This is a genomic window from Streptomyces sp. NPDC041122 (genome assembly GCF_055592445.1).
The window spans coordinates 476,737-500,991 of record NZ_JBVIYQ010000008.1; the positions used below are offsets into that span (position 1 = coordinate 476,737).

Here is a 24,255-nt window from a genome sequence, read left to right on the forward strand (position 1 = left end):
TTACGACGAGAGTCCGCCGCCATGTACGAGCTGTCCCGGGTCCGCCTCTACTCCATCGGCCCCGCCGGCGCGCGCTACGCCGACACCGTGCTCGACCTGCGCGGCGTGGGCGCCGAGGTGCCCGACCCCGCGCCCACCCAGGCGGAGTTCTTCGAGGACGAGCCGGTCGGCCCGCCGCGCCGCCCCGCCCCCGCGGGCGTGCTCTTCCTGGAGAACGGCGGCGGCAAGTCCGTCCTGCTCAAGCTGATCTTCTCGGTGATGCTGCCCGGCCACCGCAACACCCTCGGCGGCGCCAGCTCCGGCGTGCTGCGCAAGTTCCTGCTGGCCGACGACTGCGGGCACGTCGCCCTGGAATGGCAGCACACCCTGACCGGCGAGTGCGTCGTCGTCGGCAAGGTCAGCGAGTGGCGCGGACGCCAGGTCTCCAACGACCCGCGGAAGTTCGCCGAGGCCTGGTACTCCTTCCGTCCCGGCCCCGGCATGAGCCTGGACTCGCTGCCCGTCGCCGAGTCCACCGCCGTGCGGTCCTCCGTGGAGGGCGCGTCCGGCGCGCAGGGCAGGCGCCGCACCATGAAGGGCTTCCGCGACGCCATGACCGAGGCGGTCAAGGCCTACCCGCACCTCGAAGTGCACTGGGAAGAGATCCACGACCGGTGGAACGAACACCTCGGGGACCTCGGCCTCGACCCCGAACTCTTCCGCTACCAGCGCGAGATGAACGCCGACGAGGGCGAGGCCGCCGGCCTCTTCGCGGTCAAGAAGGACTCCGACTTCACCGACCTGCTGCTGCGCGCCGTCACCGACACCCGTGACACGGACGGCCTCGCCGACCTCGTCCACGGCTTCGGCAACAAGCTCGGCCGCCGTGCCGAGCTGATGGCCGAGCGGGACTTCACCGCGGGCTCCGTCGACCTGCTCGGCCGCATCGTCGACGCCGCGGATGCCCGGGCACGCGCGCGTGACGTGCACGCGGGCGCCGAGCGCCGCACCAGGACCCTGGCCCGCAGGCTCTCCGCCCGCGCCGTCGAGGAGCGCGGCCGCGCCGCCGAACTCGCCGAGCAGGTCACCGCCGCCGCCCACACCGTCACCGAGGCCGAGCAGGCGCGCGGCAGAAGCGCCCTGATCTCCGCCGAACTGGCCTACCGGCACGCCTCCCTGGCGCTCACCGTCGCGGAGAAGTCCGCCGCCGCGCTGCGCCGCGAGCTCGCCGACGCGCGCACCCTGCACTCCGCCTGGCAGGCCGCCGAAGCCGTCCTGCGGCACCGCGCGGCCGCCGACCGCTCCGCGCGGGTGGCCGTCGCGATCCGGGAGGCCGAGCGCGACGCGGCACCCGCCCTCGCCGCCCGCGCGAAGGCCGCGTCCGACCTCGTCCGTGCCCTGCACACCGCCGCCGAAGGCGCCGAGAACCACGCCAACGAAGAGGAGGAGCGCTCCGCCGTCCTCCAGGAAACCGGCGAGACCGCGCACCGCGACGCGACCGCCGCCGCCACCGAGGCACAGCGCGCCCGCAGCGAGGCGGGGCACCTCAAGCAGCGCCTCTTTGAGGTCGAGCAGGAGACCGCGGAGGCCGTCCGCGCGGGCTGGCTCGACGACACCGCGCCCGACGCCGACCCGGCCCGCGCCGCGCTCGCCGCGAGCGACGCCGAGAAAACCACCGTCGCCGCCTGGGACACCGCCCGCGAGGCCGCCCGGCGCGCCGCCGACCACGCCAAGGAGACGGCCGCCGCGGAGGCCCGCGCCGAACTGACCGCCGCCCGCGCCTCGGACGCCGCGACCGCCGCCGAGACCGCCCACGACGCCGAGCGCCGCGCGGCGGAGTCCCTCGCCCAGGACCACCGGCTCGCCGAACTCCTGAGCCTGCCGGCCGAGGACGGCGGAGTGCCGCACCCCCGCCGCGGCGCCGACCCCGCGGAGACCGGCGCACAGGACACCGGTGGCGCGGACGGCGCCCTCACCGTGGCGGAGCTGGACCGCTCCGCCGACGACCTGCGGGCCCTCCTCGACGAGGGCGTGGCCTCTGCCGAACGCCAGCTCTTCGACCTGCGCACCGCGGCCGCCGACGACTCGCGCATCCTCGGCGCCCTCGGCGACGGCGGACTGCTGCCGCCCGGCCCCGACGTCCTCGCCACCGTCGAGTTCCTCGGCGAGCACGGCATCCCCGCGCTGCCCGGCTGGCGCTATCTGGCCCAGGCCGTCGACCCCGCCGACCACGCGCGCGTGCTCGCCGCCCGCCCCGAGCTGGTCGACGGCGTCGTCATCACCGACCCCGACACCCACGCCCGCGCCCGCGAGGCGCTCGCCGACGCCGCGCTGCTGCCCCGCTCCGCCGTCGCCGTCGGCACCGCCGCCGCCCTCCTCGCCCCCACGCCGGGCGAGCAGGCGGCCGACAGCGGCGTCTTCCTCGTACCGCCGAACCCGGCCATGCACGACGAGCACGCCGCCGACGAGGAGCGGCAGGCGCTGCGCGCCCGGGCCGCGCGGCGCGACGAGGAGATCCGGGCGCTCGCCGTACGGCTCGGCAAGGACCGCGAGCTCGCCGCGCGCCTGGCCTCCTGGCGGGCCGGCTGCCCGAGCGGCCGCCTCGCCGAGCTCGCCACCGCGGCGCACGACGCGCGCGCCTTCGCCGAGGAGGCCGAGGCCGAGCTCGCCGAGGCCCGCACCGCGCGCGTCGAGGCCGACGAGGCGGCGGCCGAGGCGGCACGCGTGCGTGACGAACGCCAGGAGGCTGCCCAGCGCGCCCGGCGTGCCGCCGACGCCCTCGCGGGCCTCGCGTTCCGGCTCAGGGAGCGGGCCGGCTGGCAGGCCAAGCTGCGCGAACTGGCCGACGACGCCGTCGAGTCCGAGGCCCGCGCCCAGACCTGCCTGGACCGCGCACGCGCCGCCGACGAGGACCGCCGCGCCGCCCAGCGCACCGCCGACGACGCCCGCCGCACCGCCCGCGCGCTGCGCGCCGAGCGCGCCGAGATCGCCGGCGCCCCCGAGGACGTGCCGGACGACAGCGAGAGCCCGAAGGCGTCGCTGCCCGCCCTGCGCGAGGCCTACCGCGCGGCCTCCCAGCTCTACGAGAAGGTGGGCGTCGGCGCCGACCTGCGCGCCGAGCAGGCCCGCGCCGAGAGCGACGAGAGCGCCGCCCTCGCCGAGCTCGACCGGCTCAGCAACAAGGTCCGCACCCGCGCGGCCCTGCTCCTCGAAGGCACCGACGGCTCCGACGGCCCCTCGCGGCAGGCCGCCGCCGCGCGCGCGGAGGCCCAGGTCCAGCTCATCGAGGCTCGCGCGTCCACCGCGAGCGAGCAGCTCGGCCGGCTGCGCGGCGAGGCCGAGCGGCACGCCCCCGAGGACGGCGACGCCCACACCGAGCTCCCCGAGGGGCTCGTCCCCGCCGACGCCGAGCAGGCCCAGGCGCTGCTGCGCACCGCCACCGGCGAACTGGCCGCGCACACCGATGCGTTGAGCCGCGCCAAGGAGGCCCACGCCGCCCTGCTGCACGCTCACCGCGTCACCGAGGACGCGGCCGGCGGCTTCGACGAGACCGCCGCCCTGCTCCGTGACCTGCTGCGCGAGCACCAGGAGGAGGACGCCGAAGAGGCTCCCGAGAGCTACCCCGGCACCATCGAGGAGGCCCGCCAGGCCGCCGCGGAGACCCGCCGCTCGCTGCGCGGGTGCGCCGCCGACCTCTCGACCGCCGAGTCCGCCGTCCGCGAGGCGAGCGACATCCTCGTACGCCACGCGAACTCGACCCGCTACGAGCAGGTGCGCACCCCGGCTCGGCAGCAGATCCGCGAGCTGCCCGCGTCCGCGCTGCCCGAGCACGCCAAGAAGTGGGCCGACGCCTTCGCGCCCCGACTGCGCGTCCTCACCGACGAGTTGGAGCAGCTGGAGCGCAACCGCGACTCCATCGTCGACCGGCTCCGCGGCCTTGTGGAGTCCGCGCTCGCCACCCTGCGGTCCGCCCAGCGCCTCTCCCGGCTGCCCGAGGGCCTCGGCGAGTGGTCGGGCCAGGAGTTCCTGCGGGTCCGCTTCGACGAGCCCGACCAGGCCACGCTCGTCGAGCGGCTCGGCGAGGTCATCGACGAGGCCACCCGCGCCGCCGTGAGGAAGAACTCCGACATGCGGCGCGACGGCATGTCCCTGCTGCTGCGCGGTGTGCAGGCCGCCCTGGAGCCGCGCGGCGTCGCCGTCGAGATCCTCAAGCCGGACGCTGTGTTGCGTGCCGAGCGCGTCCCCGTCGGACAGATGGGCGACGTCTTCTCCGGCGGCCAGCTGCTCACCGCGGCCATCGCCCTGTACTGCACGATGGCCGCGCTGCGCAGCAACGACCGGGGTCGCGACAAGCACCGGCACGCCGGCACGCTCTTCCTGGACAACCCCATCGGCCGCGCCAACGCGACGTACCTCCTGGAGCTCCAGCGGGCCGTCTCGGACGCGCTCGGCGTGCAGCTGCTCTACACGACCGGGCTGTTCGACACCACGGCGCTCGCCGAGTTCCCGCTGGTCATCCGCTTGCGGAACGACGCGGACCTGCGGGCGGGCCTGAAGTACATCAGCGTCGAGGAGCATCTGCGCCCAGGTCTGCCGCAGCGAGACCCCGACGACCCGGACGGCGAGACGGTGCACGGCGAGATCACCGCGACGCGGATGTACAAGCGGCCCACGGCCTCCGCGCCCGTGGTCCCGGCGCAGGCGACCCCCACCCCGACGACGTCCGCTACGTAGCGAGCTGTTTCGTCAGCCACTCGTGGAAGAGCCCGATGTGGTGCTCGGTCGGCACCAGCACCCCGCCCGCGCGGTAGGCGCGTGACCCCATCGCGGGCTGGGTGCGCTCGCAGGCCGCGAAGTCCTGCGTGTTGACCCGGTGGAAGAGCTCCACGGAGTGCGTCAGGTCGGCGCCGGAGGCGACGACGTCGGGTGCGTACAGCCAGTCGCACTCGACGACCGTGCGGTCCTCGGCCAGCGGGAACATCCGGTGCAGGATGACGTGGTCGGGGACGAGGTTGACGAACACCGTCGGCTTCACGGTGATCGCGTAGTAGCGGCGGTCCTGGTCGCCCAGGACGCCGGGCAGGCGGTCGAAGCCCGCGCTGCCGTCGACGGTGAACCCGCCGACCTCCTCGCCGAACGCGGCGCCGTGCCCCACGTAGTACTGCGCGGCGAAGCCGTCCGCGAACTCCGGCAGGACATCGGTCAGTTCGGGGTGAATGGTCGCGCAGTGGTAGCACTCCATGAAGTTCTCGACGATCAGCTTCCAGTTGGCCCGCACGTCGTAGCTGACGCGCTTGCCGAGCGCGAGGCGTTCGGTGCCGTACCGCTCGATGGACGCCGCGTCGCCGAGGCGTTCGACCGCCGCGCCCATGACGGTCTCCTCGAAGGAGGGCGGCTCGTCGGCCAGACACACCCAGGCGTAGCCGAGCCACTCCCGCAGGGCCACCGTCACCAGGCCGTACGCGGCGCGGTCCACGTCCGGCATCTTCACCAGGTTGGGCGCGGCGATCAGCCTGCCGTCGAGGTCGTACGTCCAGGCGTGGTACGGGCATTGCAGGGCGCGGCGCACCTGTCCGGACTCCTCGGTGCACAGGCGGGCGCCGCGGTGTCGGCACACGTTGAGGAAGGCGCGCAGCTCGCCGGTGCGTGAGCGGGTGACGAGCACGCTCTCCCGGCCCACCCGCACCGTGCGAAAGGCGCCGGGGGTGTCGAGGTCGGCGGAGCGCACCGCGCAGAACCAGAGCGCCTCGAAGACGCGTTCCTGTTCCTGCCGGAAGATCTCCGGATCGGTGTAGTAGCGGCCGGGGAGGGTCGCGATGAGACTCGGCGGCAGGGGGGTCGTCGTCACGGTTCTCGTACTCCTCGTGCGGGTCTCGTGTCCCTCAGGCGGGCGTGGCGGCGAGGCGGGTGGGGTCGAAGAGCTCGATGGGGTGCCCGGTCGTGCCGTCCAGGGCCAGGTCGGCGAGGATCTCGCCGACCACGGGCACGAACTTGAAGCCGTGTCCGGAGAAGCCGGCCGCGACGGTGACGGACGCGGGGTGCGCCGGGTAGCGGGCGATGACGAAGTGCTCGTCGGGGCTGTTGGAGTACATGCAGGTGGCGGCCTTGAGGAAACGGCCGGGAAGGTCCGGGATCAGCCGCCCCGCCTGCCCGGCCATCGCCGCGACCTCGTGGTCGTGGACGGTCCGTTCGATGGTCTCCGGGGTGCAGGGCGTGCCCTTGCGGAAGAAGGCGACCTTCGCGCCGAGGCCCGGCCCGTCGAGGGCGGGGAAGCCGTACACCTGGACGCCCTCCGGGTCCTCCCAGATATAGATCGGATGGCGTTCCGCGCGGAAGCGCTGCTCGTCGCCGTCCGGTTGGAACCAGTACATGACCTGCCGTTCGACGGTGAACGGCACACCCAGGTCGGTCAGCAGCCGCGGCGCCCAGGCGCCGGGGCAGATCACCAGCTGCCCGGCCGTGTAGGTGTTCTCCGCGGTGTGCACGCGCACGCCGTCCCGGTACGGCTCCCACCGGGTCATCGGCTCCTCGAAGTGCAGGTCAGCGCCCTGCCGGGTGGCCAGTTGGAGGTGGGCGGCCACGGTGTTCTCGGGGCGTACGAAGCCCGCCCGCGCCTCGTACAGGGCCACCTCGTCGTCGCGCGGGGTGAGGGTGGGGAAGCGGCGGCGGATCTCCGCGGCGTCGAGCATCTCGTGCGGCAGGTCCCACTGCTCGGCGGAGAGCCGGGAGCCGGAGACCGTGCGGCTGTCGGGGCGGCCGAGCATCACGCCGCCGCACAGGGTCGCGACGTCGCGGCCGGTGTCGCGTTCGAGGCGGTCGTAGAGCTCGTAGGCGCGCAGCAGCAGCGGTACGTAGGCGGGGTCCTCGAAGTAGGACTGCCGGGTGATGCGCGAACCGCCGTGGCTGGAGCCGCGGTTGTGCACCGGGCCGAACTTCTCCAGGCCGAGGACGCGGACGCCGCGCGCGCAGAGGTGGTGGGCGGCGGCACTGCCCATGCCGCCGAGGCCGATCACGATCACGTCGTAGGTGGGGGACACCGGTGCCTCCTGGCGGCTAGCGGCGGATGCGGGTCATCTCCGGGTCGAACAGGGGCTCTTCGGCGACCGTCGCGGGAACCTTCTCGCCGAAGTACTCGATGTGCACGCCGGCGCCCGTCTCCAGGGGCGGCAGCCAGGCGTACGCGACGCAGCGGCCCAGGGTGTAGCCGTAGGCGGCGCTGGTGACGTACCCGGCCGGGGCGCCGTCGACGTACACGGGCTCCTTGCCGAGGACGACGGCGGCGGGGTCGTCGAGGAGCAGCGCGGTCAGCTTCCGGGTGGGTTCCCCGAGGCCTTCGAGGGCCGGACGCCCCACGAAGTCGCCCTTGTTCATCCGGACGGCGAAGCCGACACCCGCCTCGTAGGGGTTGTGCTCGATGGTCATGTCGTGGCCCCAGGCGCGGTAGCCCTTCTCCAGACGCAGGCTGTTGAAGGCGGACCGCCCGGCGGCGACCACGCCGTGTGCGCGTCCCGCCTCCCACAGGGTGTCCCAGAGGCGCAGCCCGAGGTCGGCGCTGGTGTAGAGCTCCCAGCCCAGCTCACCGACGTACGACAGCCGCATGGCGGTGACCGGCACGTGCCCGATGTAGGTCTCCTTCGCCTTGAAATAGCCGAACGCCTCGTGCGAGAAGTCGTCGGACGTGAGCGGCTGGACGAGGGCGCGGGCCAGTGGACCCCAGACACCGACGCAACAGGTCCCCGAGGTGATGTCCCTGACATGCACGTCACCGGGCGCGTGGCGGAGCAGCCGGTCGAGGTCGGCGGGGGAGTTGGCGCCCACCTGGAAGCGGTCCGGGGCGAGCCGCGCCACGGTCAGGTCGGAGCGGATGCCGCCGGCCTCGTCGAGGAGGAGCGTGTAGGTGACCGAACCCGGCTTCTTGGCCAGGTTGTTGGAGGTCATGTACTGGAGGAAGGCGAGGGAACCGGGGCCGGAGACCTCCAGGCGGCGCAGCGGCGTCATGTCGTACAGGGCGACCCGTTCGCGGGTGGCGCGCGCCTCGGCGGCCGCGATCGGGGACCAGTACCGGGCGGACCAGGCATCGCGCCCCGGCACCTCGACGCCCTCGGCCAGCGGGGCGTTGGCCTCGTACCAGTGCGGCCGCTCCCAGCCGCCGCCTTCGAGGAAGACGGCGCCGAGTTCCTGCTGCCGGGCGTGGAAGGGGCTGACCCGTAGGGGGCGCGGCCGGTCCATCGGCTGGAGCGGGTGGATGACGTCGTACACCTCGACGAACTGCCGCGCGCCGCGCTCGGCCACGTACGCGGGGGAGCGCTGCGCGTCCTCGAACCGTGTCAGCTCGCATTCGTGCAGGTCGAGGGAGGGCCGCCCGTCGACCATCCACTCGGCAACCGCCTTGGCGACGCCCGCGGAGTGGGTGACCCAGACGGCCTCGGCCAGCCAGAAACCGCGCAGCGCACGGGATTCGCCAAGCACCGGCATGCCGTCGGGCGTGAAGGAGAAGACGCCGTTGAAGCCCTCGGCGATCTCCGCCTCCCGGAGCGCGGGCAGCAGCCGGCGGCACTCCTCCCAGCTGGGCGCGAAGTCCTCCTGGGTGAAGGGGTACGAGGACGGCATGTCCGCGGCGTCGTCGTAGGCCGGGACCGCGAACGGGTCCACGGGCAGCGGGCGGTGGGCGTACGACCCGATGCCGATGCGGTCGGTGTGTTCGCGGAAGTAGAGGTCGCGGTCCTGGAAGCGGAGGATGGGCCGGGTGGCCTCCGTGCGCGGGTCGTCGACGCCCGCGAGCCCGGGCAGGGGCGTCGTCTTCACGTACTGGTGGGCGAGCGGCTGCAGGGGGACGTCGACCCCGGCCATCCGTCCGATCACCGTCCCCCAGAACCCGGCCGCGGAGACGACGTGGTCGGCGGGGAAGGTGCCGCGGTCGGTGACGACGGCGGTGACGCGGCCGTCCTCCTGCTCGATGCCCGTCACGGTATGCCGGTCGAGGAAACGTGCGCCACGCGCGCGTGCCCGCTCCAACTGCGCCCGGCAGGCGGGCACGGCACGGGCCAGGCCGTCGTCGGGCGTGTACAGACCGCCGTACACCTGGGAGGCGTCGACCAGGGGCCACAGCTCCTTGCACCGTGCCGGGTCGACGAGCTCGGCGTGGACGCCCCAGGAGGCGGCGAGGCCGGCCTTGCGGTGCAGATCGGCCCAGCGCTCGGGGGAGGTGGCGAGCTCCAGGCCGCCGACGGGATGGAAGCAGGGGAGCCCGTCCACTTCGAGGGTGTTGAACTTCTCCACGGTGTACGCGGCGAACGCCGTCAGCGTCCTGGAGGGGCTGGTGCAAAAGACCAGGCCCGGCGCGTGCGAGGTGGAGCCGCCGGGGGCGGGCAGCGGGCCCTGGTCGAGGACGGTCACGTCGGTCCAGCCGCGGGCGGTCAGTTCGTCGGCGAGCGAGCAGCCGACGATGCCGGCGCCGATGACGACGACGCGGGGCCCTTCGGGCCGGCCGGCGCTCACAGGACGACCACCGATCGCAGCACCTTGCCCCGGTGCATCCGCGCGAACGCCTCCTCCACCTGGTCGAGCGTGATCGTCTCGGAGACGAAACCGTCCAGGTCGAGGCGGCGGCTGAGGTACTGGTCGACCAGGATCGGGAAGTCCCGGGTGGGCAGGCAGTCGCCGTACCAGGAGGACTTGAGGGCGCCGCCGCGCGAGAACAGATCGAGCAGCGGCAGCTCGACGGACATCTCCGGATCGGGCACCCCGACCTGCACGAGCACCCCCGCGTGATCACGCATGAAGAAGGCCTGCCGATACGTCGACGGGGTGCCGACCGCGTCGATCGCGACGTCGACGCCGTGGCCGCCGGTCAGTTCGCGCACCGCCGCGACCGGGTCCGTGCCACGGGAGTTGACGGTGTGCGTGGCGCCGAACCGGGTCGCACCGTCGAGCTTCGCCTCGTCGATGTCGACGGCGATCACCCGGCGGGCCCCGGCCAGCGACGCCCCGGCGACGGCGGCGTTCCCGACGCCGCCGCAGCCGATCACCGCGACGGTGTCCCCGCGGCTCACCCCGCCGGTGTTCACCGCGGCCCCGTACCCCGCCATCACACCGCAGCCGATCAGGGCCACCGCCTCGGGGCGGGCCGCGGGGTCGACCTTCACGGCCTGCCCGGCGGCGACCAGCGTCTTCTCGGCGAAGGCGCCGATGCCGAGTGCGGGGCTCAGTGGTGTGCCGTCCAGGAGCGTCATGGGCTGCGCGGCGTTGCGCGAGTCGAAGCAGTACCAGGGGCGGCCGCGCAGACACGACCGGCACGCCCCGCAGGGCGCCCGCCAGGCGATCACCACACAGTCACCGGGGGCGAGGCCGGCGACGTCCGGGCCGACCGACTCGACGGTGCCGGCCGCCTCATGGCCGAGCAGGAACGGGAACTCGTCGTTGATCGCGCCTTCCCGGTAGTGCAGATCCGTGTGGCAGACCCCGCAGGCCTGTACGGAGACGAGCACCTCTCCCGGGCCGGGATCGGGCACGACGATCGGCTGCACCTCGGCGGGAGCGCCCTTCTTCGGGGCGACGACGGCACGGACCTCGTGGGGCACGGCCAGACTCCTCTGCTGTTGCGCACGGCGTGGCGGAGTTGTTGCGTACTGCACGTTCGGTTGCGCGATGAGAGACATACTGGGAAGGCCATCAAGAGGCCGTCAAGGGGGCGGAGTCAAGCCTTCGCCCTTGCGTGGGGGCACCAGGGGGCGCACGCGGCACACGAAGGGGCGAGGCCGGAACCCCCGGCCTCGCCCCTTCGCGCGTGTACGCTGCGGAGTTCAGCGAGCGAGCGTCGGCTCCGCCCGCGTCGGGCCGGGCGGACGGCGTCTCAGAAGCCGTACCCCATCCGCCGGGAGAGCTCGACGGACGCCGCGACGGTCCGCTTGGCCAGCTCGGTCAGCCGGTCCTCGGTCAGCCGGTAGACCGGGCCCGACGCGCTGAGCGCGCCGATCACCTTGCCGTCGTGCGCGCGCACCGGCGCCGCGACGGCGGCGAGGCCGACCTCCAACTCCTCGACGGCGACGGCGAAGCCCTGCTCGACCACGGTCTCCAGCTCGCCGCGCAGCGCCGCCGTGCCCGTCACCGTCCGGTCGGTCAGGCGCGGCAGGGTGCGTGCCATCAGGCCCTCGCGCAGGGTCGTCGGCAGGTGCGCGAGCAGCACCTTTCCGCTGGACGTGGCGTGCAGCGGGGTGCGCCGGCCCAGCCAGTTCTGCGCGGTCACCGAGGCGGGGCCGCGGGCCTGCATGATGTTGACCGCGGCGTCGTCGTCCAGGACCGCGATGTTGACCGTCTCGCCCAGTTCGTCCGCCAGCTCGCGGCAGACCGGGCCACCCTCCTGCGAGATGTCCATGCGCACTGCCGCCGCCCCCGCGAGGCGGAGTACACCCGCACCCAGGAAGTACTTCCCGCGGTCCTTCGCCTGGCCGACCAGGCCGCGGTTCTCCAGCACTCCGAGCAGCCGGAAGGCGGTCGACTTGTGGACGCCCAACTCGTCGGCGATCTCGGTGACTCCGGCCTCCCCGTGCCGCGCGAGGATCTCCAGAACGCTGACCGCGCGGTCCACGGACTGGACGGATCCGGCCGCCCCCTTCGGCTGCCGCTCGTGGGTTTTCCCGCTCGGCGCCCTCTCCTGATCAGCCTGTTTCCGCTCGCCCGTCATAACTGAACTCTCACCACCTGGCGGCCCGTTGAAGCCGCGTGTTCGGGAAGCCCTTGACGCGATGGGCACCCCACCCGGATTCTGTTGCGCATAGCGCTCCCTCGTGCGCCATGCGAAACATCATGTTACCGAAGGGTCCTGGCCCCCAGAGGGCCCAGGACCGGGCCGAATGACACCAGAGGGGGGCCCATGATCCCCGTATGCCGCCTTGAAGACCTCCCCGCGGGCGAGTCCGTCCGCCTCGACACCACGCCGCCCGTCGCGGTGTTCAACGCCGACGGCGAGCTCTTCGCCATCGACGACACATGCAGCCACCAGGACGCTTCCCTCTCGGAGGGCTGGCTGGAGGGCTGCCAGGTCGAATGCCCGCTGCACGCCGCGACATTCGATCTTCGGACCGGCAGGCCCACCTGCCTGCCCGCGCGCCGCCCCGTCCGCACCCACCAGGTGTACGTCGAGGACGGTGTCATCCAGGTACGCCTCGCCACCGACGAGCTGGTCGGCCAGGGCGCCTCCCACGGCCTCCCCACCGACGCGGGAGCCGCCGAGAAGGGATCCGCGGCATGAGGACCGTCATCGTGGTGGGCGCCTCGCTCGCCGGACTGTACGCCGCGCGGGAACTGCGCGCCCGGGGGTTCGACGGCCACCTCGTCCTCGTCGGCGCCGAACCGCACCGGCCGTACGACCGACCGCCCCTCTCCAAGGGCTTCCTGACCGGCGACGCGGACGAGGGGCAGCTCGCCCTCGGCGACGCGGAGGAGACGGCGGAGCTCGACGCCACCTGGCATCTCGGCACGCGGGCGCGGGCCCTGGACGCACGCGGCGGCGCCGTGGTCCTCGACGACGGCCGCACCCTGACGGGCGACGGCGTCGTCATCGCCACCGGGGCGTTTGCCCGGCGCCTTCCCGGGGCGTCGCTCACGGGGGTCCACACGCTGCGCACCCTGGACGACGCCCGCGCCCTGCGAGCGGAGCTGATCCGGGGGCCGCGGCGGGTGGTGGTGATCGGCGGCGGCTTCATCGGGGCCGAGACGGCGTCCTCGTGCGCGGCGCTCGGCCATGAGGTCACGGTCGTCGAGGCCGCGCCCCTGCCCCTCGTGGCGCAGCTCGGGCAGCAGATGGCGCAGGTGTGTGCCGGGCTGCACGCCCGCGGCGGAGTGCGGCTCCTGACGGGAGTGGGTGTGGCGGGGCTGCGGGGCGGGCCGGTCAGCGGCACGGTCACCGCGGTGGAGCTCTCCGACGGGCGGCGACTTGCCGCCGACGTGGTCGTCGTCGGCATCGGCGCGGCCCCCGCCACCGACTGGCTCGCGGGCTCACCGGTGGCCGTGGACGCCGGCGTCCTGTGCGACGACGGCTGCGTCACCTCGCTGCCCCAGGTCGTCGCGGTGGGCGACGTGGCCCGGGTGGGCGGGATCCGCGCGGAGCACTGGACGAGCGCGACGGAGCAACCCCGCGTCGCCGTACGGAACCTGCTCGCCGGGCACACCGTGGAGTCGGTGCGCACGCTGCCGTACTTCTGGTCCGACCAGTACGGCTCCCGTGTGCAGTTCGCGGGGCGGCGCCGCGAGGACGACACCGCACGGGTGGTCGAGGGGACGACGGACGGGATGGACGAGGGTGGATTCCTCGCCGTGTACGAGCGTGCCGGCCGGACCACGGCGGTCCTCGCGGTCGATCGCGCCCGGCCGTTCATGAAAGTGCGCAGAGGCCTGGCGGCGGAGTCGGCGGGGGAGCGTGGCGCGGAGCGGGTGACGCAGGGCGTCGTGGTCTGAGGACGCGACGGCGTCACGGTGGTGTATGTGCGGGCGGGTCTTCACGGCCTGTCGCTCGAACGCCTCAGGGACCTTCCTCGGGAACCTCCCTCAGGGCTCAGGGATGCGACAACTGCCCTGCCCCGCTGTGTCCTTGTATACGGTCCTTGCCGCCCGTACGGCCCTCTATGCGGTCCTTGCCGCGCGCCGTGGCCCGCGCCTGACGGCGGGCTCGGCGCCGCTCCCGCCGCAGCCGCCGCGCCGTACTGCTCGGCACCGACACCACGCCGTGCCGCTGGTTCCACACCTGGCGGGTCACCCACACGTCGAGCACGCCCCACGTCGCCACGACCGTGCTGGCCACGCTGCTCAGGACCATGGGGAAGGACAGCCAGGAGCCCGCGAGCGCGGCGAGGAAGGCGACCATCGCCTGGACGAGGGTCAGCGCCACTATGATCACGGCCCGCACGGCGACCGTCCGCACCGGATCCGGCAGCCGCCTCCTGCGCGCGGGCTCCTCGACCCACAACGGCGGGCGCTGCGCCTGCTGTTCCTCGGCGACCTCGGCCCACCGCGGCGCCGGCCGCTCGGCCCGGCCCCCGGACGCCTTGTGGCGCTCTGCCGTACCCATCATGTCGTCACTCCCCCCACTGCTTCGCGGCCGTTCACCACTGGCTGCCCGTTTTGCTGCCCGTCATGTCGGCTGTCCAGAGGTCCACCCAGTGACGTGTGCCCGGCTCCGCGACTCTCTGTCCGATGGACGAACGAGAGATCCGAAAGATTCCCGCTCCGATTCCGTGCAGCGAAGAAATCCGGCCAACTGGCGTACCAGGAACGACGGATGGGCCCCCACGGCAGGTGCCGCATGCTGGGACGCAATCTCCCGTAATGGAGGGACAACTAGGGATGTCCCTTTCGCGTCACGGCTGAAAAGCGTTCGGATGCGCCTTCGAGTTGCTCGTGAGTCAGTAGTAGGCTCGCGCCGTTTGTTGACGCACATGTGTGCCCCTGGCCCGTGCAACGGCCGCAGGGGGCCGATCTGGGGGAGGCCATGCGCTTTCGCGGGAAGTCCATCCGCCGGAAGATCGTGGCGCTGCTGCTCGTGCCGCTGCTCTCCCTGACCGCCATCTGGGCGTTCGCGACCGTCGTCACGGGCCGCGAGGCACTGAGCCTGATCGACACGGTGAACGTCGTCGACAAGCTCGCCTACCCCGTCGAGGACACGGCGCGCGTCATCCAGCAGGAGCGCCGCCAGACCCTCGTCTACCTCGCCGACCCCCGGGCGTCGGACGCCCTCGCCGCGCTGCGCCGCAGCCGCACCGCGACCGACGACATGATCGCCAAGATTCGTACGAACGCCGAGGACCCGGACGTCCGCGACGGCGTCAGCGGCGACTCCCGGAAGCGGCTCGACGAGCTCGTCGAGGCCTTCGACGGCATCGGACCGCTGCGCCAGGGCGTCGAGGAGGGCACCCTCACCCGGGCCGGCGCCCTGAAGATGTACACCAAGCTGATCGACCCCTACTTCGACCTGCTGAGCACGCTCAACGGCTTCTCGGGGCTCGACGACACCGAGTACGACCAGCAGGGCCGCGCCCTCGTCGGCGCCACCCGCGCGCGTGAGCTGCTCTCCCGCGAGGACGCGGTGATCGGTTCGGCGCTCGTCGCGGGCCGGCTCACCAAGGCCGAGATCCGGCAGGTCACCGAACTCCGGGCGCAGCGCACCCTGCTCTTCGAGGTGAACTTCCCCCAGCTCTCCGAAGAGGACCGCGGCCGCTACGAGCGCTACTGGAACGGCACCGAGGCAACCCAGCTCGACAAGGCCGAGAACGATGTCATCGAGGCCGGCACCAACGCCCCGCGCCTGCTGACGTCGAGCCACTGGGACGAGGTGGCGAGCCGGGTCCTCAAGCAGCTCTCGGCAAGCAACATCGAGGCGACCGACAGCTTCCAGGACCGCGTCGAACCGGCGGCCGTCCGCGTCGTCGTGCGCGTCATCGCGGCCGGCGTGCTCGGCCTGCTCGCCCTCCTCGTCTCCCTCTTCCTGTCGGTACGCATCGGCCGCAGCCTCGTCCGCGACCTGCGCCGCCTGCGCCTGGAGGCCCACGAGGCGTCCGGCGTCCGGCTGCCCGGCGTACTGCGCAGGCTGGCGGCCGGCGAACACGTCGACGTCGAGACCGAGGCGCCCCGCCTGACCTACGGCAAGGACGAGATCGGTCAGGTCGGCCAGGCCCTCAACACCCTGCAGCGCGCCGCCGTCGAGGCCACCGTCAAACAGGCCGACCTGCGCCGCGGCGTCTCCGAGGTGTTCGTCAACCTCGCCCGGCGCAGCCAGGTGCTGCTGCACAAGCAACTCACCCTCCTCGACACCATGGAGCGCAGGACCGAGGACACCGACGAGCTCGCCGACCTCTTCCGCCTCGACCACCTGACCACGCGCATGCGCCGGCACGCCGAGGGCCTGGTGATCCTCTCCGGCGCCGCCCCCTCGCGGCAGTGGCGCAAGCCCGTCCAGCTCATGGACGTGGTCCGCGCGGCCGTCGCCGAGGTCGAGGACTACGAGCGCATCGAGGTCCGCCGCCTGCCCCGCATCGCCGTCACCGGCCCCGCGGTCGCCGACCTCACCCACCTGCTCGCCGAACTCCTGGAGAACGCCACGGTGTTCTCGCCCCCGCACACCGGGGTGCAGGTCCTCGGCGAGCACGTCGCCAACGGCTTCACCCTGGAGATCCACGACCGCGGCCTCGGCATGACGGCCGACGCGCTCCTGGACGCCAACCTGAGGCTCGCGGAGACCCCCGAGTTCGAACTCTCCGACACCGACCGGCTCGGCCTGTTCGTGGTCAGCCGGCTCGCGCAGCGCCAGCGCGTCCGGGTCTCGCTGCAGCCCTCTCCGTACGGGGGCACCACCGCCGTCGTCTTCATCCCGGAGTCGCTGCTCACCGACGACGTGCCCGACACCGGCGGCTACCGCCTCGACCGGCCGCAGAGCCGCGAGGTCACGGCCGGCCAGGACAAGGCGGCCGACCGCACGGCGGCGCTCTCCCAGGTGCCCGTGCAGCTCCCCGGCCTGCCGGCCTCCGTCCTCGACGGACCCGTCGAACTGGAGGCGCCCGTGGGCCTCGGGGACCTCGACGGCTTCCCCGGCGCGCTCGACGACGAGGACAGCGAACGCGGCGGCCTCTTCCGGCCGCGCCGCCGGGTGGCCGGCGCGCCCGGCGAACAGCACCAGCAGGCCCGCGACGACCGCGAGGCGGGCCGCGCCGAGCCGACCCGCAGGGACGCCGCCCCCGCCCACCTCGACGACGACCCGGCCGACGACGCGCACGGCGGCCCCGTACCGCTGCCGCGCCGCAGGACGCCCAAGCTGGTCCGCTCGAACGGCCGCCCGGTGACCCACCCCAAGCCCCAGGACAGCCGATTCCCCGAGGGCAGGACCCAGGACAGCCGTTTCCCGGAGGGCAGGACCCAGGACAGCCGGTTCTCCGAAGGCCGCTCCCAGGACAGCCGGTTCCCGGACGACAGTCCGCTCGCCCCCGCCGCCGAGGACGGGCTCCCCGAGCGCCCGCGACAGCCCGCATGGCCGGATCTGGCCCCGCCGCACCGCGACGTCACCGCCCTCGACGACGGACCCGGCTCCGGGCTCCCGCGCCGTGGCCCGAGGACCGCCCCCCAGGACCACGCCGCCCAGGACCGTGCTCCCCGCACCGGGAACGGACTCCGCCCCGCTGCGGCGCCCGACCCCGCCCCGGCGCGGCCCGCCGCCCCGGGCCGCCGGGAGCGCGACACCTCCACGACCGCCCCGGGCGGACTGCCCCGCCGGGTCCGGCAGGCCAGTCTCGCCCCGCAGTTGAAGGCCGGACCCGACCGCCGCCCCGAACGCGCCGAGACCCGGCCGGAGGAGCGCGACGCGGAAGAGGTCCGCAGCCGCATGGCCTCGCTCCAGCGGGGCTGGCAGCGCGGCCGCGACGAGAACGCCGCGGGCGACGACGCCACGCACGGCACAGCACCAGGAACGACACCCGAGGGGGACGGTCGATGACCGCACCGAACGCCGACGCACGCACCACGACTACCGGGGGACACGGAGAGCTCAATTGGCTCCTCGACGACCTGGTGCAGCGCGTCGCCAGCATCCGCAAGGCGCTCGTGCTCTCCGGGGACGGCCTGCCGACCGGCGTGTCGAAGAACCTCACCCGGGAGGACAGCGAGCACCTCGCCGCCGTCGCCTCCGGCTTCCACAGCCTCGCCAAGGGCGTCGGCCGGCACTTCGAGGCGGGCAGGGTCCGCCAGACCGTGGTCGAGCTCGACGACGCGTTCCTCTTCGTCACGGCCGCGGGCGACGGCAGCTGTCTCGCCGTCCTCTCGGACGCGGACTCCGATGTCGGACTCGTGGCGTACGAGATGACGCTGCTGGTCAAGCGGGTGGGTGTGCATCTGGGGACGGCTCCGCGCACGGATCTGTCCGCCGGGGGGTAGTGGGAGGTCATGAATGACGACGGTCGAGGGACGCAGAGAACGACAGAGGCCGAGCGGACGTTAGCGGGAGCGCAGGCGTCACCCCGCTGGTTCGACGACGACGCCGGGCCCGTGGTGCGCCCGTACGCGATGACGCGCGGCCGCACCACGAGCACCGGACAGCACCGGCTCGACCTGATCGCGGTCGTCGTCACCGAGGCGTGGGCCTCCGGCGTCCCCGAGGCCGACCAGACGCTCTCCCCGGAGCACGTGGACATCGTCGAGCTCTGCCGCGACACGCCCCAGTCGGTCGCCGAACTGGCGGCCGAGCTCGACCTGCCCATCGGCGTGGTCCGCGTTCTCATCGGCGATCTCGTCGAGGACGAACTGGTGCACGTGACCCGCCCCGTGCCCCCCGCCGAGCTGCCGGACGAGAGTATTCTGCGCGACGTGATCGACGGCCTCCGGGCGCTCTGAACAGCGCGGAAGCGGGAGTGGGAACGTGACTGGCTGGCAGTTCTGGGTCGACAGGGGCGGCACCTTCACCGACATCGTCGCGCGCCACCCGGACGGCAGCCTCCGCACCCACAAGCTCCTCTCGGAGAACCCCGCGCGCTACCGCGACGCGGCGGTCGCGGGCATCCGCGAACTGCTCGCCACGGCAGGCGGCGAGAGCGGTGCGGAGACCGGACGCGGCGGGGGAGAGGCGGGCAGCACGGACGCCGGCACCACGACCGTCGACGCCGTCCGCATGGGCACCACCGTCGCCACCAACGCCCTCCTGGAGCGCAAGGGCGAGCCCACCGCCCTGATCATCACCCGCGGCTTCCGCGACGCCCTGCGCATCGCCTATCAGAACCGCCCGCACATCTTCGCCCGCGAGATCGTCCTGCCCGAACTCCTCTACGAGAGGGTCATCGAGGTCGACGAGCGCGTCACCGCCGGCGGTGACGTCCTGCGCGCCCCCGGCCTGGACGGCCTCGCGGAGCCCTTGCGCACCGCCTACGCCGACGGAATCCGTTCCGTGGCGGTGGTCTGCATGCACAGCCACCTCTACCCGGCCCACGAACAGGCCATCGGTGACCTCGCCGCCCGCACCGGCTTCCCGCAGGTCTCGCTCTCCAGCGAGGTCAGCCCCCTCATGAAGCTCGTCCCGCGCGGCGACACCGCGGTGGTCGACGCCTATCTGTCACCCGTCCTGCGCCGCTACGTCCAGCACGTCGCCGACGAACTCCACGGCGTACGGCTGATGTTCATGCAGTCCAACGGCGGCCTCGCCGAGGCGAGCCAGTTCCGCGGCAAGGACGCGATCCTCTCCGGACCCGCGGGCGGCATCGTCGGCATGGCCCGCATGTCACGGCTGGCCGGCTTCGACCGCGTCATCGGCTTCGACATGGGCGGCACCTCCACCGATGTCTCGCACTACGCGGGCGAGTACGAGCGGGTGTTCACCACGCAGATCGCCGGGGTACGGCTGCGCGCCCCGATGCTCGACATCCACACCGTCGCCGCGGGTGGCGGGTCCGTGCTCCACTTCGACGGCAGCCGCTACCGGGTGGGCCCCGACTCGGCGGGCGCCGACCCGGGGCCCGCGAGCTATCGGGGCGGCGGCCCGCTCACCGTGACCGACGCCAACGTCGCCCTCGGCCGCGTCCAACCCGACTACTTCCCCCGGGTGTTCGGGCCCGAGGGGGACCAGCCGCTCGACGGCGACCTCGTCCGGGAGCGCTTCGCGGCCCTGGCCGACGAGATCCGCGCGGCGACGGGCGACGACCGCACGCCCGAACAGGTCGCCGAGGGATATCTCCGGATCGCGGTCGCCAACATCGCGGGCGCCGTCAAACGCATCTCCGTCCAGAAGGGGCACGACGTCACGCGGTACGCCCTCACCACGTTCGGCGGCGCGGGCGGCCAGCACGCCTGCATGGTCGCCGACTCGCTCGGCATCCGCACCGTGCTCGTACCACCGATGGCCGGGGTGCTCTCCGCCCTCGGCATCGGACTCGCCGACACCACGGCGATGCGCGAACAGTCCGTGGAGACGCCGCTGGAGGCGTCGACGATGGAGCGCGTCCGCACGACCGCCGACGACCTGGAGGGCGCCGCACGCGACGAACTCCTCGCCGAGGACGTACCGGCCGACCGCATCCGCGTCACCCGCCGCGCCCAGCTCCGCTACGACGGCACGGACACCGCCCTGACCGTCGAGCTCACCGACCCGGCCACCATGAGCGACGCCTTCGAGGACCGCCACCGCGCCACCTACTCCTTCACCCTGGACCGGCCCCTCGTCGTCGAGGCCCTCTCCGTGGAGGCCACCGGCGTCACCGAACCGCCCGACCTCTCGGCCCTCGCGGGCGCCGTCACCCCGGGCGCCCCGCTCCAGGTCCGCCTGCACACCGGCGGCGCCTGGCACGACGTACCGCTGCACCGCCGCGTGCAACTGCCGCCCGGCCAGACCGTCACCGGACCGGCGATCATCGTCGAGGACGGCTCCACGACGGTCGTGGACGAGGGCTGGCGGGCGGCGATCACGGACGCGGGGCACCTGGTCATGGAACGCGTCGCGGAGCCGGAGAGTTCCACCGCGAGCACCGCCGCCGACCCCGTCCTCCTCGAGGTCTTCAACAACCTCTTCATGTCCATCGCCGAACAGATGGGCGCCCGTCTGGAGTCCACCTCCCAGTCGGTGAACATCAAGGAGCGGCTCGACTTCTCCTGCGCGCTCTTCGACCCCGAGGGCAACCTCGTCGCCAACGCCCCGCACATCCCCGTGCACCTGGGATCGATGGGCACCAGCGTCAAGGAGGTGATCGAGCGCCGCGGCGCCGCCATGCGCCCCGGGGACAGCTACGCCGTCAACGACCCGTACCACGGCGGCACACACCTCCCCGACGTCACCGTCATCACGCCGGTCTTCGACCGGCCGGGGGAGCACGGCACCGACCGGGAGCGGATCCTCTTCCACGTCGCCTCGCGCGGCCACCACGCCGAGATCGGCGGCATCGCCCCCGGCTCCATGCCCGCAGGCAGCCGCACCATCGACGAGGAGGGCATCCTCTTCGACAACTGGCTCCTGGCCGAAGAGGGCCGCTTCCGCGAGGCCGAGACCCGCGCGCTGCTCACCGACGCCCCGTACCCCTCGCGCAACCCGGACACCAACCTCGCCGACCTGCGCGCCCAGATCGCCGCCAACCAGAAGGGCGTCGACGAAGTCACCCGCATGATCGACGACTTCGGGCTCGACGTGGTCCAGGCCTACATGCGGCACGTCCAGGACAACGCGGAGGAAGCCGTACGACGCGTCATCGACGTCCTGGAAGAGGGCGAGTACGCCTACCGGACCGACTCGGGCGCCACGATCCGGGTCCGGGTCACCGTGGACCGCGCGGAACGCTCGGCGACCGTCGACTTCACCGGGACCTCCGCGCAGCTCGACACGAACTTCAACGCGCCCTTCGCGGTGGTCAACGCCGCCGTCCTGTACGTCTTCCGCACCCTCGTGGACGACGACATCCCGCTCAACGACGGCTGCCTGCGCCCCCTGCGGATCATCGTGCCGCCCGGCTCCCTGCTCTCGCCCGAGCCGCCCGCGGCCGTCGTCGCCGGCAACGTGGAGACCTCTCAGGCGATTACCGGGGCCCTCTACGCCGCCCTGGGCGTCCAGGCCGAGGGCTCCGGCACGATGAACAACGTCACCTTCGGCAACGACCACCACCAGTACTACGAGACCGTGGCCTCCGGCTCGGGAGCGGGCGACGGCTTCGCCGGGGCGCCCGTCGTGCAGACCCACATGACCAACTCGCGGCTCACCGACCCCGAGGTCCTGGAGTGGCGCCTGCCCGTCCTCCTGGAGGAGTTCGCCGTGCGGCGGGGCAGCGGCGGCGCGGGACGGTGGCGCGGCGGCGACGGAGCCGTGCGCCGCATCCGCTTCCGCGAGCCGATGACGGTCTCCACCCTTTCGCAGCACCGCGCGGTCGCGCCGTACGGCATGGCGGGCGGCGCGGGCGGCGCACTCGGAACCAACCGGGTGGAGCGCGCGGACGGCACCGTCGTGGAGCTCGCCGGCAGCGACTCGGCCGAGCTCGGCCCCGACGACGTACTCGTGATCGAAACCCCCGGCGGCGGCGGATACGGACCGGCGCCGCGCGACACCACCGATCCAGGAGAAGTGAGCGATGATCTTCAGGCGTTCTGAGCGCGGCAAGGCCCCCGTGGAGCCGGTCACGCTGAAGATCCTCGTGGCGGGCGGCTTCGGCGTCGGCAAGACGACGCTGGTCGGCGCGGTCAGCGAGATCAAGCCGCTGCGTACGGAGGAGACCCTCAGCGAGGCCGGCCGGCCCGTCGACGACACGAGCGGCGTCGCCGGCAAGCACACCACCACGGTGGCCATGGACTTCGGCCGCATCACCCTCCGCGAGGACCTCGTCCTGTACCTCTTCGGCACGCCCGGGCAGGACCGTTTCTGGTTCCTCTGGGACGAGCTGGCCACCGGGGCGCTGGGCGCCGTCGTCCTCGCCGACACCCGCCGCCTGGAGGACTGCTTCGCCGCCGTCGACTACTTCGAACGGCGCTCCATACCCTTCGTCGTCGGCGTCAACTGCTTCGAGGGCGCCTCCCGTTACCCCGCGGACACCGTGCGCCAGGCGCTCGACCTCGACTCCGACGTGCCGGTGGTGCTGTGCGACGCCCGCGACCGCGAGTCCGTCAAGGAAGTCCTCATCGACGTCGTCGAACACGCGATGGCGGCGGCCGCGGCGGCCAGGGAGCCCGCCACCACGTAGCCGCCCCGCGCGAGCGGCCCGTACCCCCGCCGACCGGGGTACGAGCCGCGGCTCCGCTCGGCTCAGCCCTCTCCGTCCTCCAGCCAGCCGAAGCTCCGCTCCACCGCCTTGTGCCAGTTGTGGAACTCCCGGTCCCGCGATGCGGCGGCCATCTGCGGCGTCCACTCCACGTCCCGCTGCCAGTGCGCCTTCAGCTCGTCGAGGTCGTGCCAGACGCCCGTGGCGAGCCCGGCCGCGTACGCCGCGCCCAGACAGGTCGTCTCGGAGACCTTCGGCCGGATCACCGGCACCCCCAGGACGTCCGCCTGATGCTGCATCAGCAGATTGTTCTTGGTCATGCCGCCGTCCACCTTGAGGTGGGTGAGCCGCACCCCGGAGTCCTGGTACATGGCGTCCACGACCTCGCGGGTCTGCCAGCTGGTCGCCTCGAGCACCGCGCGCGCGAGATGCGCCTTCGTCACGTACCGGGTGAGCCCGGTGACGACACCGCGAGCGTCGGAGCGCCAGTACGGGGCGTAGAGGCCGGAGAAGGCCGGCACGATGTACGCCCCGCCGTTGTCCTCCACGCTCGCCGCGAGCGGCTCGATCTCGTCGGCCGAGCGGATGATGCCGAGCTGGTCCCGGAACCACTGCACCAGGGCGCCGGTGATCGCGATGGACCCCTCCAGGCAGTAGACCGGCGCCTCGGAGCCGATCTTGTAGCCCATCGTCGTGAGCAGCCCGCTCTTGGACGGGACGGGGCGGTTGCCGGTGTTGAGCAGCAGGAAACTGCCGGTGCCGTACGTGTTCTTGGCCGAGCCGGTGTCGTAGCAGGCCTGCCCGAAAATGGCCGCCTGCTGATCGCCGAGCGCGGAGGCGACGGGCACCCCGGAGAGCTGGCCCACGGCCGTGCCGTACACCTCGGCCGAGGACCTGATCTCCGGCAGGACCGCCTCGGGGATGTTCATCGCCGACAGGATCGACCGGTCCCACTGGAGCGTTTCCAGGTTCATCAGCATGGTGCGGCCCGCGTTGGTGACGTCGGTGACGTGCTTGCCGCCGTCGGTGCCGCCCGTGAGGTTCCAGATGAGCCAGGAGTCGATGGTGCCGAAGGCGATCTCGCCGCGCTCGGCACGGGCCCTGAGCCCCGGCACGTTGTCGAGCAGCCAGGCCGCCTTGGGGCCGGAGAAGTAGCTCGCCAGCGGCAGCCCGGTCTGCTCGCGGAAGCGGTCCTGGCCGTCCGCGCCGCCCAGTTCGTTGCAGAGAGCCGAGGTGCGGGTGTCCTGCCAGACGATCGCGTTGTGCACCGGCTTGCCGGTGGCGCGGTCCCACAGGACCGTGGTCTCCCGCTGGTTGGTGATGCCGAGTGCGCTGACCTGGTCGGCGCGCAGTCCTGCCTTGGCTATCGCCCCCGCGACCACCGCCTGCACCTTCGACCAGATCTCGGTGGCGTCGTGCTCCACCCAGCCCGGCTTGGGGAAGATCTGGCGGTGTTCGCGCTGGTCGACGGCGACGATCGCGCCGTCCTGGTCGAAGATGATGCAGCGGCTCGACGTGGTGCCCTGGTCGATGGCGGCGACGAATTTCCCTGAGCTGTCCGGCATGGCTACCCCTTGACGAG

General features: G+C 73.1%; 15 protein-coding genes. 8 read left to right on the forward strand and 7 right to left on the reverse strand.

Annotated features, from left to right (window positions below):
- Nucleotides 1-21 precede the first annotated feature (21 nt).
- Nucleotides 22-4,713, forward strand: a complete 4,692-nt coding sequence (locus tag ACZ6B8_RS28880) for a hypothetical protein (RefSeq protein ID WP_471609148.1) — start codon at nt 22-24, stop codon at nt 4,711-4,713.
- Here ACZ6B8_RS28880 and ACZ6B8_RS28885 read toward each other — a convergent pair.
- The 5 genes from ACZ6B8_RS28885 to ACZ6B8_RS28905 all read right to left on the reverse strand — a co-directional run bounded on the left by ACZ6B8_RS28885 (nt 4,706) and on the right by ACZ6B8_RS28905 (nt 11,662).
- Complete coding sequence (locus ACZ6B8_RS28885; RefSeq protein ID WP_471609149.1) at nt 4,706-5,827, reverse strand: aromatic ring-hydroxylating oxygenase subunit alpha; 1,122 nt, start codon at nt 5,825-5,827, stop codon at nt 4,706-4,708. The genes ACZ6B8_RS28880 and ACZ6B8_RS28885 overlap by 8 nt on opposite strands.
- A 34-nt stretch (nt 5,828-5,861) precedes the next feature.
- Entirely contained in the window at nt 5,862-7,016 is a 1,155-nt protein-coding gene (solA, locus tag ACZ6B8_RS28890) for an N-methyl-L-tryptophan oxidase (protein WP_471609150.1), read from the reverse strand.
- Nucleotides 7,017-7,032: 16 nt separating this feature from the next.
- The gene (locus ACZ6B8_RS28895) at nt 7,033-9,477 is read right to left on the reverse strand and encodes a GcvT family protein (protein WP_471609151.1); all 2,445 of its coding nucleotides are present in this window, start codon (nt 9,475-9,477) and stop codon (nt 7,033-7,035) included.
- Complete coding sequence (locus tag ACZ6B8_RS28900) at nt 9,474-10,559, reverse strand: S-(hydroxymethyl)mycothiol dehydrogenase (protein ID WP_471609152.1); 1,086 nt, start codon at nt 10,557-10,559, stop codon at nt 9,474-9,476. Before ACZ6B8_RS28900 ends, ACZ6B8_RS28895 begins: the two co-directional genes overlap by 4 nt.
- Nucleotides 10,560-10,831: 272 nt before the next feature.
- Complete coding sequence (locus tag ACZ6B8_RS28905; RefSeq protein WP_471609153.1) at nt 10,832-11,662, reverse strand: IclR family transcriptional regulator; 831 nt, start codon at nt 11,660-11,662, stop codon at nt 10,832-10,834.
- A gap of 189 nt (nt 11,663-11,851) precedes the next feature.
- On the opposite strand from ACZ6B8_RS28905, the gene ACZ6B8_RS28910 reads away from it, so the two are divergent.
- Nucleotides 11,852-12,229, forward strand: coding sequence for a bifunctional 3-phenylpropionate/cinnamic acid dioxygenase ferredoxin subunit (locus tag ACZ6B8_RS28910; protein ID WP_471609154.1), 378 nt, complete (start codon nt 11,852-11,854; stop codon nt 12,227-12,229).
- Nucleotides 12,226-13,434: an NAD(P)/FAD-dependent oxidoreductase gene (locus ACZ6B8_RS28915; protein WP_471609155.1), complete on the forward strand. Its 1,209-nt coding sequence runs from the start codon at nt 12,226-12,228 to the stop codon at nt 13,432-13,434. The genes ACZ6B8_RS28910 and ACZ6B8_RS28915 overlap by 4 nt, the downstream gene beginning before the upstream one ends.
- 97 nt (nt 13,435-13,531) lie before the next feature.
- Here the strand turns inward: ACZ6B8_RS28915 and ACZ6B8_RS28920 are convergent, their stop codons facing one another.
- The gene (locus tag ACZ6B8_RS28920) at nt 13,532-14,044 is read right to left on the reverse strand and encodes a hypothetical protein (RefSeq protein ID WP_471081397.1); all 513 of its coding nucleotides are present in this window, start codon (nt 14,042-14,044) and stop codon (nt 13,532-13,534) included.
- A gap of 420 nt (nt 14,045-14,464) precedes the next feature.
- Between ACZ6B8_RS28920 and ACZ6B8_RS28925 the strand changes: the two genes are divergently transcribed.
- The 5 genes from ACZ6B8_RS28925 to ACZ6B8_RS28945 are packed head-to-tail and all read left to right on the forward strand — an operon-like array spanning nt 14,465 to nt 22,655.
- On the forward strand, nt 14,465-17,455 hold the full coding sequence (locus ACZ6B8_RS28925) for a sensor histidine kinase (protein WP_471609156.1): 2,991 nt from the start codon (nt 14,465-14,467) through the stop codon (nt 17,453-17,455).
- Nucleotides 17,452-17,892 (forward strand): roadblock/LC7 domain-containing protein, encoded by a 441-nt coding sequence (locus tag ACZ6B8_RS28930; protein ID WP_471081278.1) that lies wholly within the window; start codon nt 17,452-17,454, stop codon nt 17,890-17,892. Before ACZ6B8_RS28925 ends, ACZ6B8_RS28930 begins: the two co-directional genes overlap by 4 nt.
- Before the next feature lie 9 nt (nt 17,893-17,901).
- Nucleotides 17,902-18,348 carry a DUF742 domain-containing protein gene (locus ACZ6B8_RS28935; RefSeq protein ID WP_471081281.1) on the forward strand — a complete coding sequence of 149 codons (447 nt, stop codon included), beginning with the start codon at nt 17,902-17,904 and terminating at the stop codon, nt 18,346-18,348.
- Nucleotides 18,349-18,373: 25 nt separating this feature from the next.
- Nucleotides 18,374-22,069 (forward strand): hydantoinase B/oxoprolinase family protein, encoded by a 3,696-nt coding sequence (locus tag ACZ6B8_RS28940; RefSeq protein ID WP_471609157.1) that lies wholly within the window; start codon nt 18,374-18,376, stop codon nt 22,067-22,069.
- Nucleotides 22,050-22,655 carry a GTP-binding protein gene (locus ACZ6B8_RS28945; RefSeq protein WP_471081287.1) on the forward strand — a complete coding sequence of 202 codons (606 nt, stop codon included), beginning with the start codon at nt 22,050-22,052 and terminating at the stop codon, nt 22,653-22,655. The genes ACZ6B8_RS28940 and ACZ6B8_RS28945 overlap by 20 nt, the downstream gene beginning before the upstream one ends.
- Before the next feature lie 62 nt (nt 22,656-22,717).
- Here the strand turns inward: ACZ6B8_RS28945 and glpK are convergent, their stop codons facing one another.
- Complete coding sequence (gene glpK, locus ACZ6B8_RS28950) at nt 22,718-24,238, reverse strand: glycerol kinase GlpK (protein WP_471609158.1); 1,521 nt, start codon at nt 24,236-24,238, stop codon at nt 22,718-22,720.
- Between the last annotated feature and the right edge of the window lie 17 nt (nt 24,239-24,255).

Coding starts and splice junctions, on each gene's coding strand:
- ACZ6B8_RS28880 (WP_471609148.1), top strand. CDS start 22: ATGTACGAGCTGTCCCGGGTCCGCCTCTACTCCATCGGCCCCGCCGGC.
- ACZ6B8_RS28905 (WP_471609153.1), bottom strand. CDS start 11,662: ATGACGGGCGAGCGGAAACAGGCTGATCAGGAGAGGGCGCCGAGCGGG.
- ACZ6B8_RS28910 (WP_471609154.1), top strand. CDS start 11,852: ATGATCCCCGTATGCCGCCTTGAAGACCTCCCCGCGGGCGAGTCCGTC.
- ACZ6B8_RS28915 (WP_471609155.1), top strand. CDS start 12,226: ATGAGGACCGTCATCGTGGTGGGCGCCTCGCTCGCCGGACTGTACGCC.
- ACZ6B8_RS28920 (WP_471081397.1), bottom strand. CDS start 14,044: ATGGGTACGGCAGAGCGCCACAAGGCGTCCGGGGGCCGGGCCGAGCGG.
- ACZ6B8_RS28925 (WP_471609156.1), top strand. CDS start 14,465: ATGCGCTTTCGCGGGAAGTCCATCCGCCGGAAGATCGTGGCGCTGCTG.
- ACZ6B8_RS28930 (WP_471081278.1), top strand. CDS start 17,452: ATGACCGCACCGAACGCCGACGCACGCACCACGACTACCGGGGGACAC.
- ACZ6B8_RS28935 (WP_471081281.1), top strand. CDS start 17,902: ATGAATGACGACGGTCGAGGGACGCAGAGAACGACAGAGGCCGAGCGG.
- ACZ6B8_RS28945 (WP_471081287.1), top strand. CDS start 22,050: ATGATCTTCAGGCGTTCTGAGCGCGGCAAGGCCCCCGTGGAGCCGGTC.
- glpK (WP_471609158.1), bottom strand. CDS start 24,238: ATGCCGGACAGCTCAGGGAAATTCGTCGCCGCCATCGACCAGGGCACC.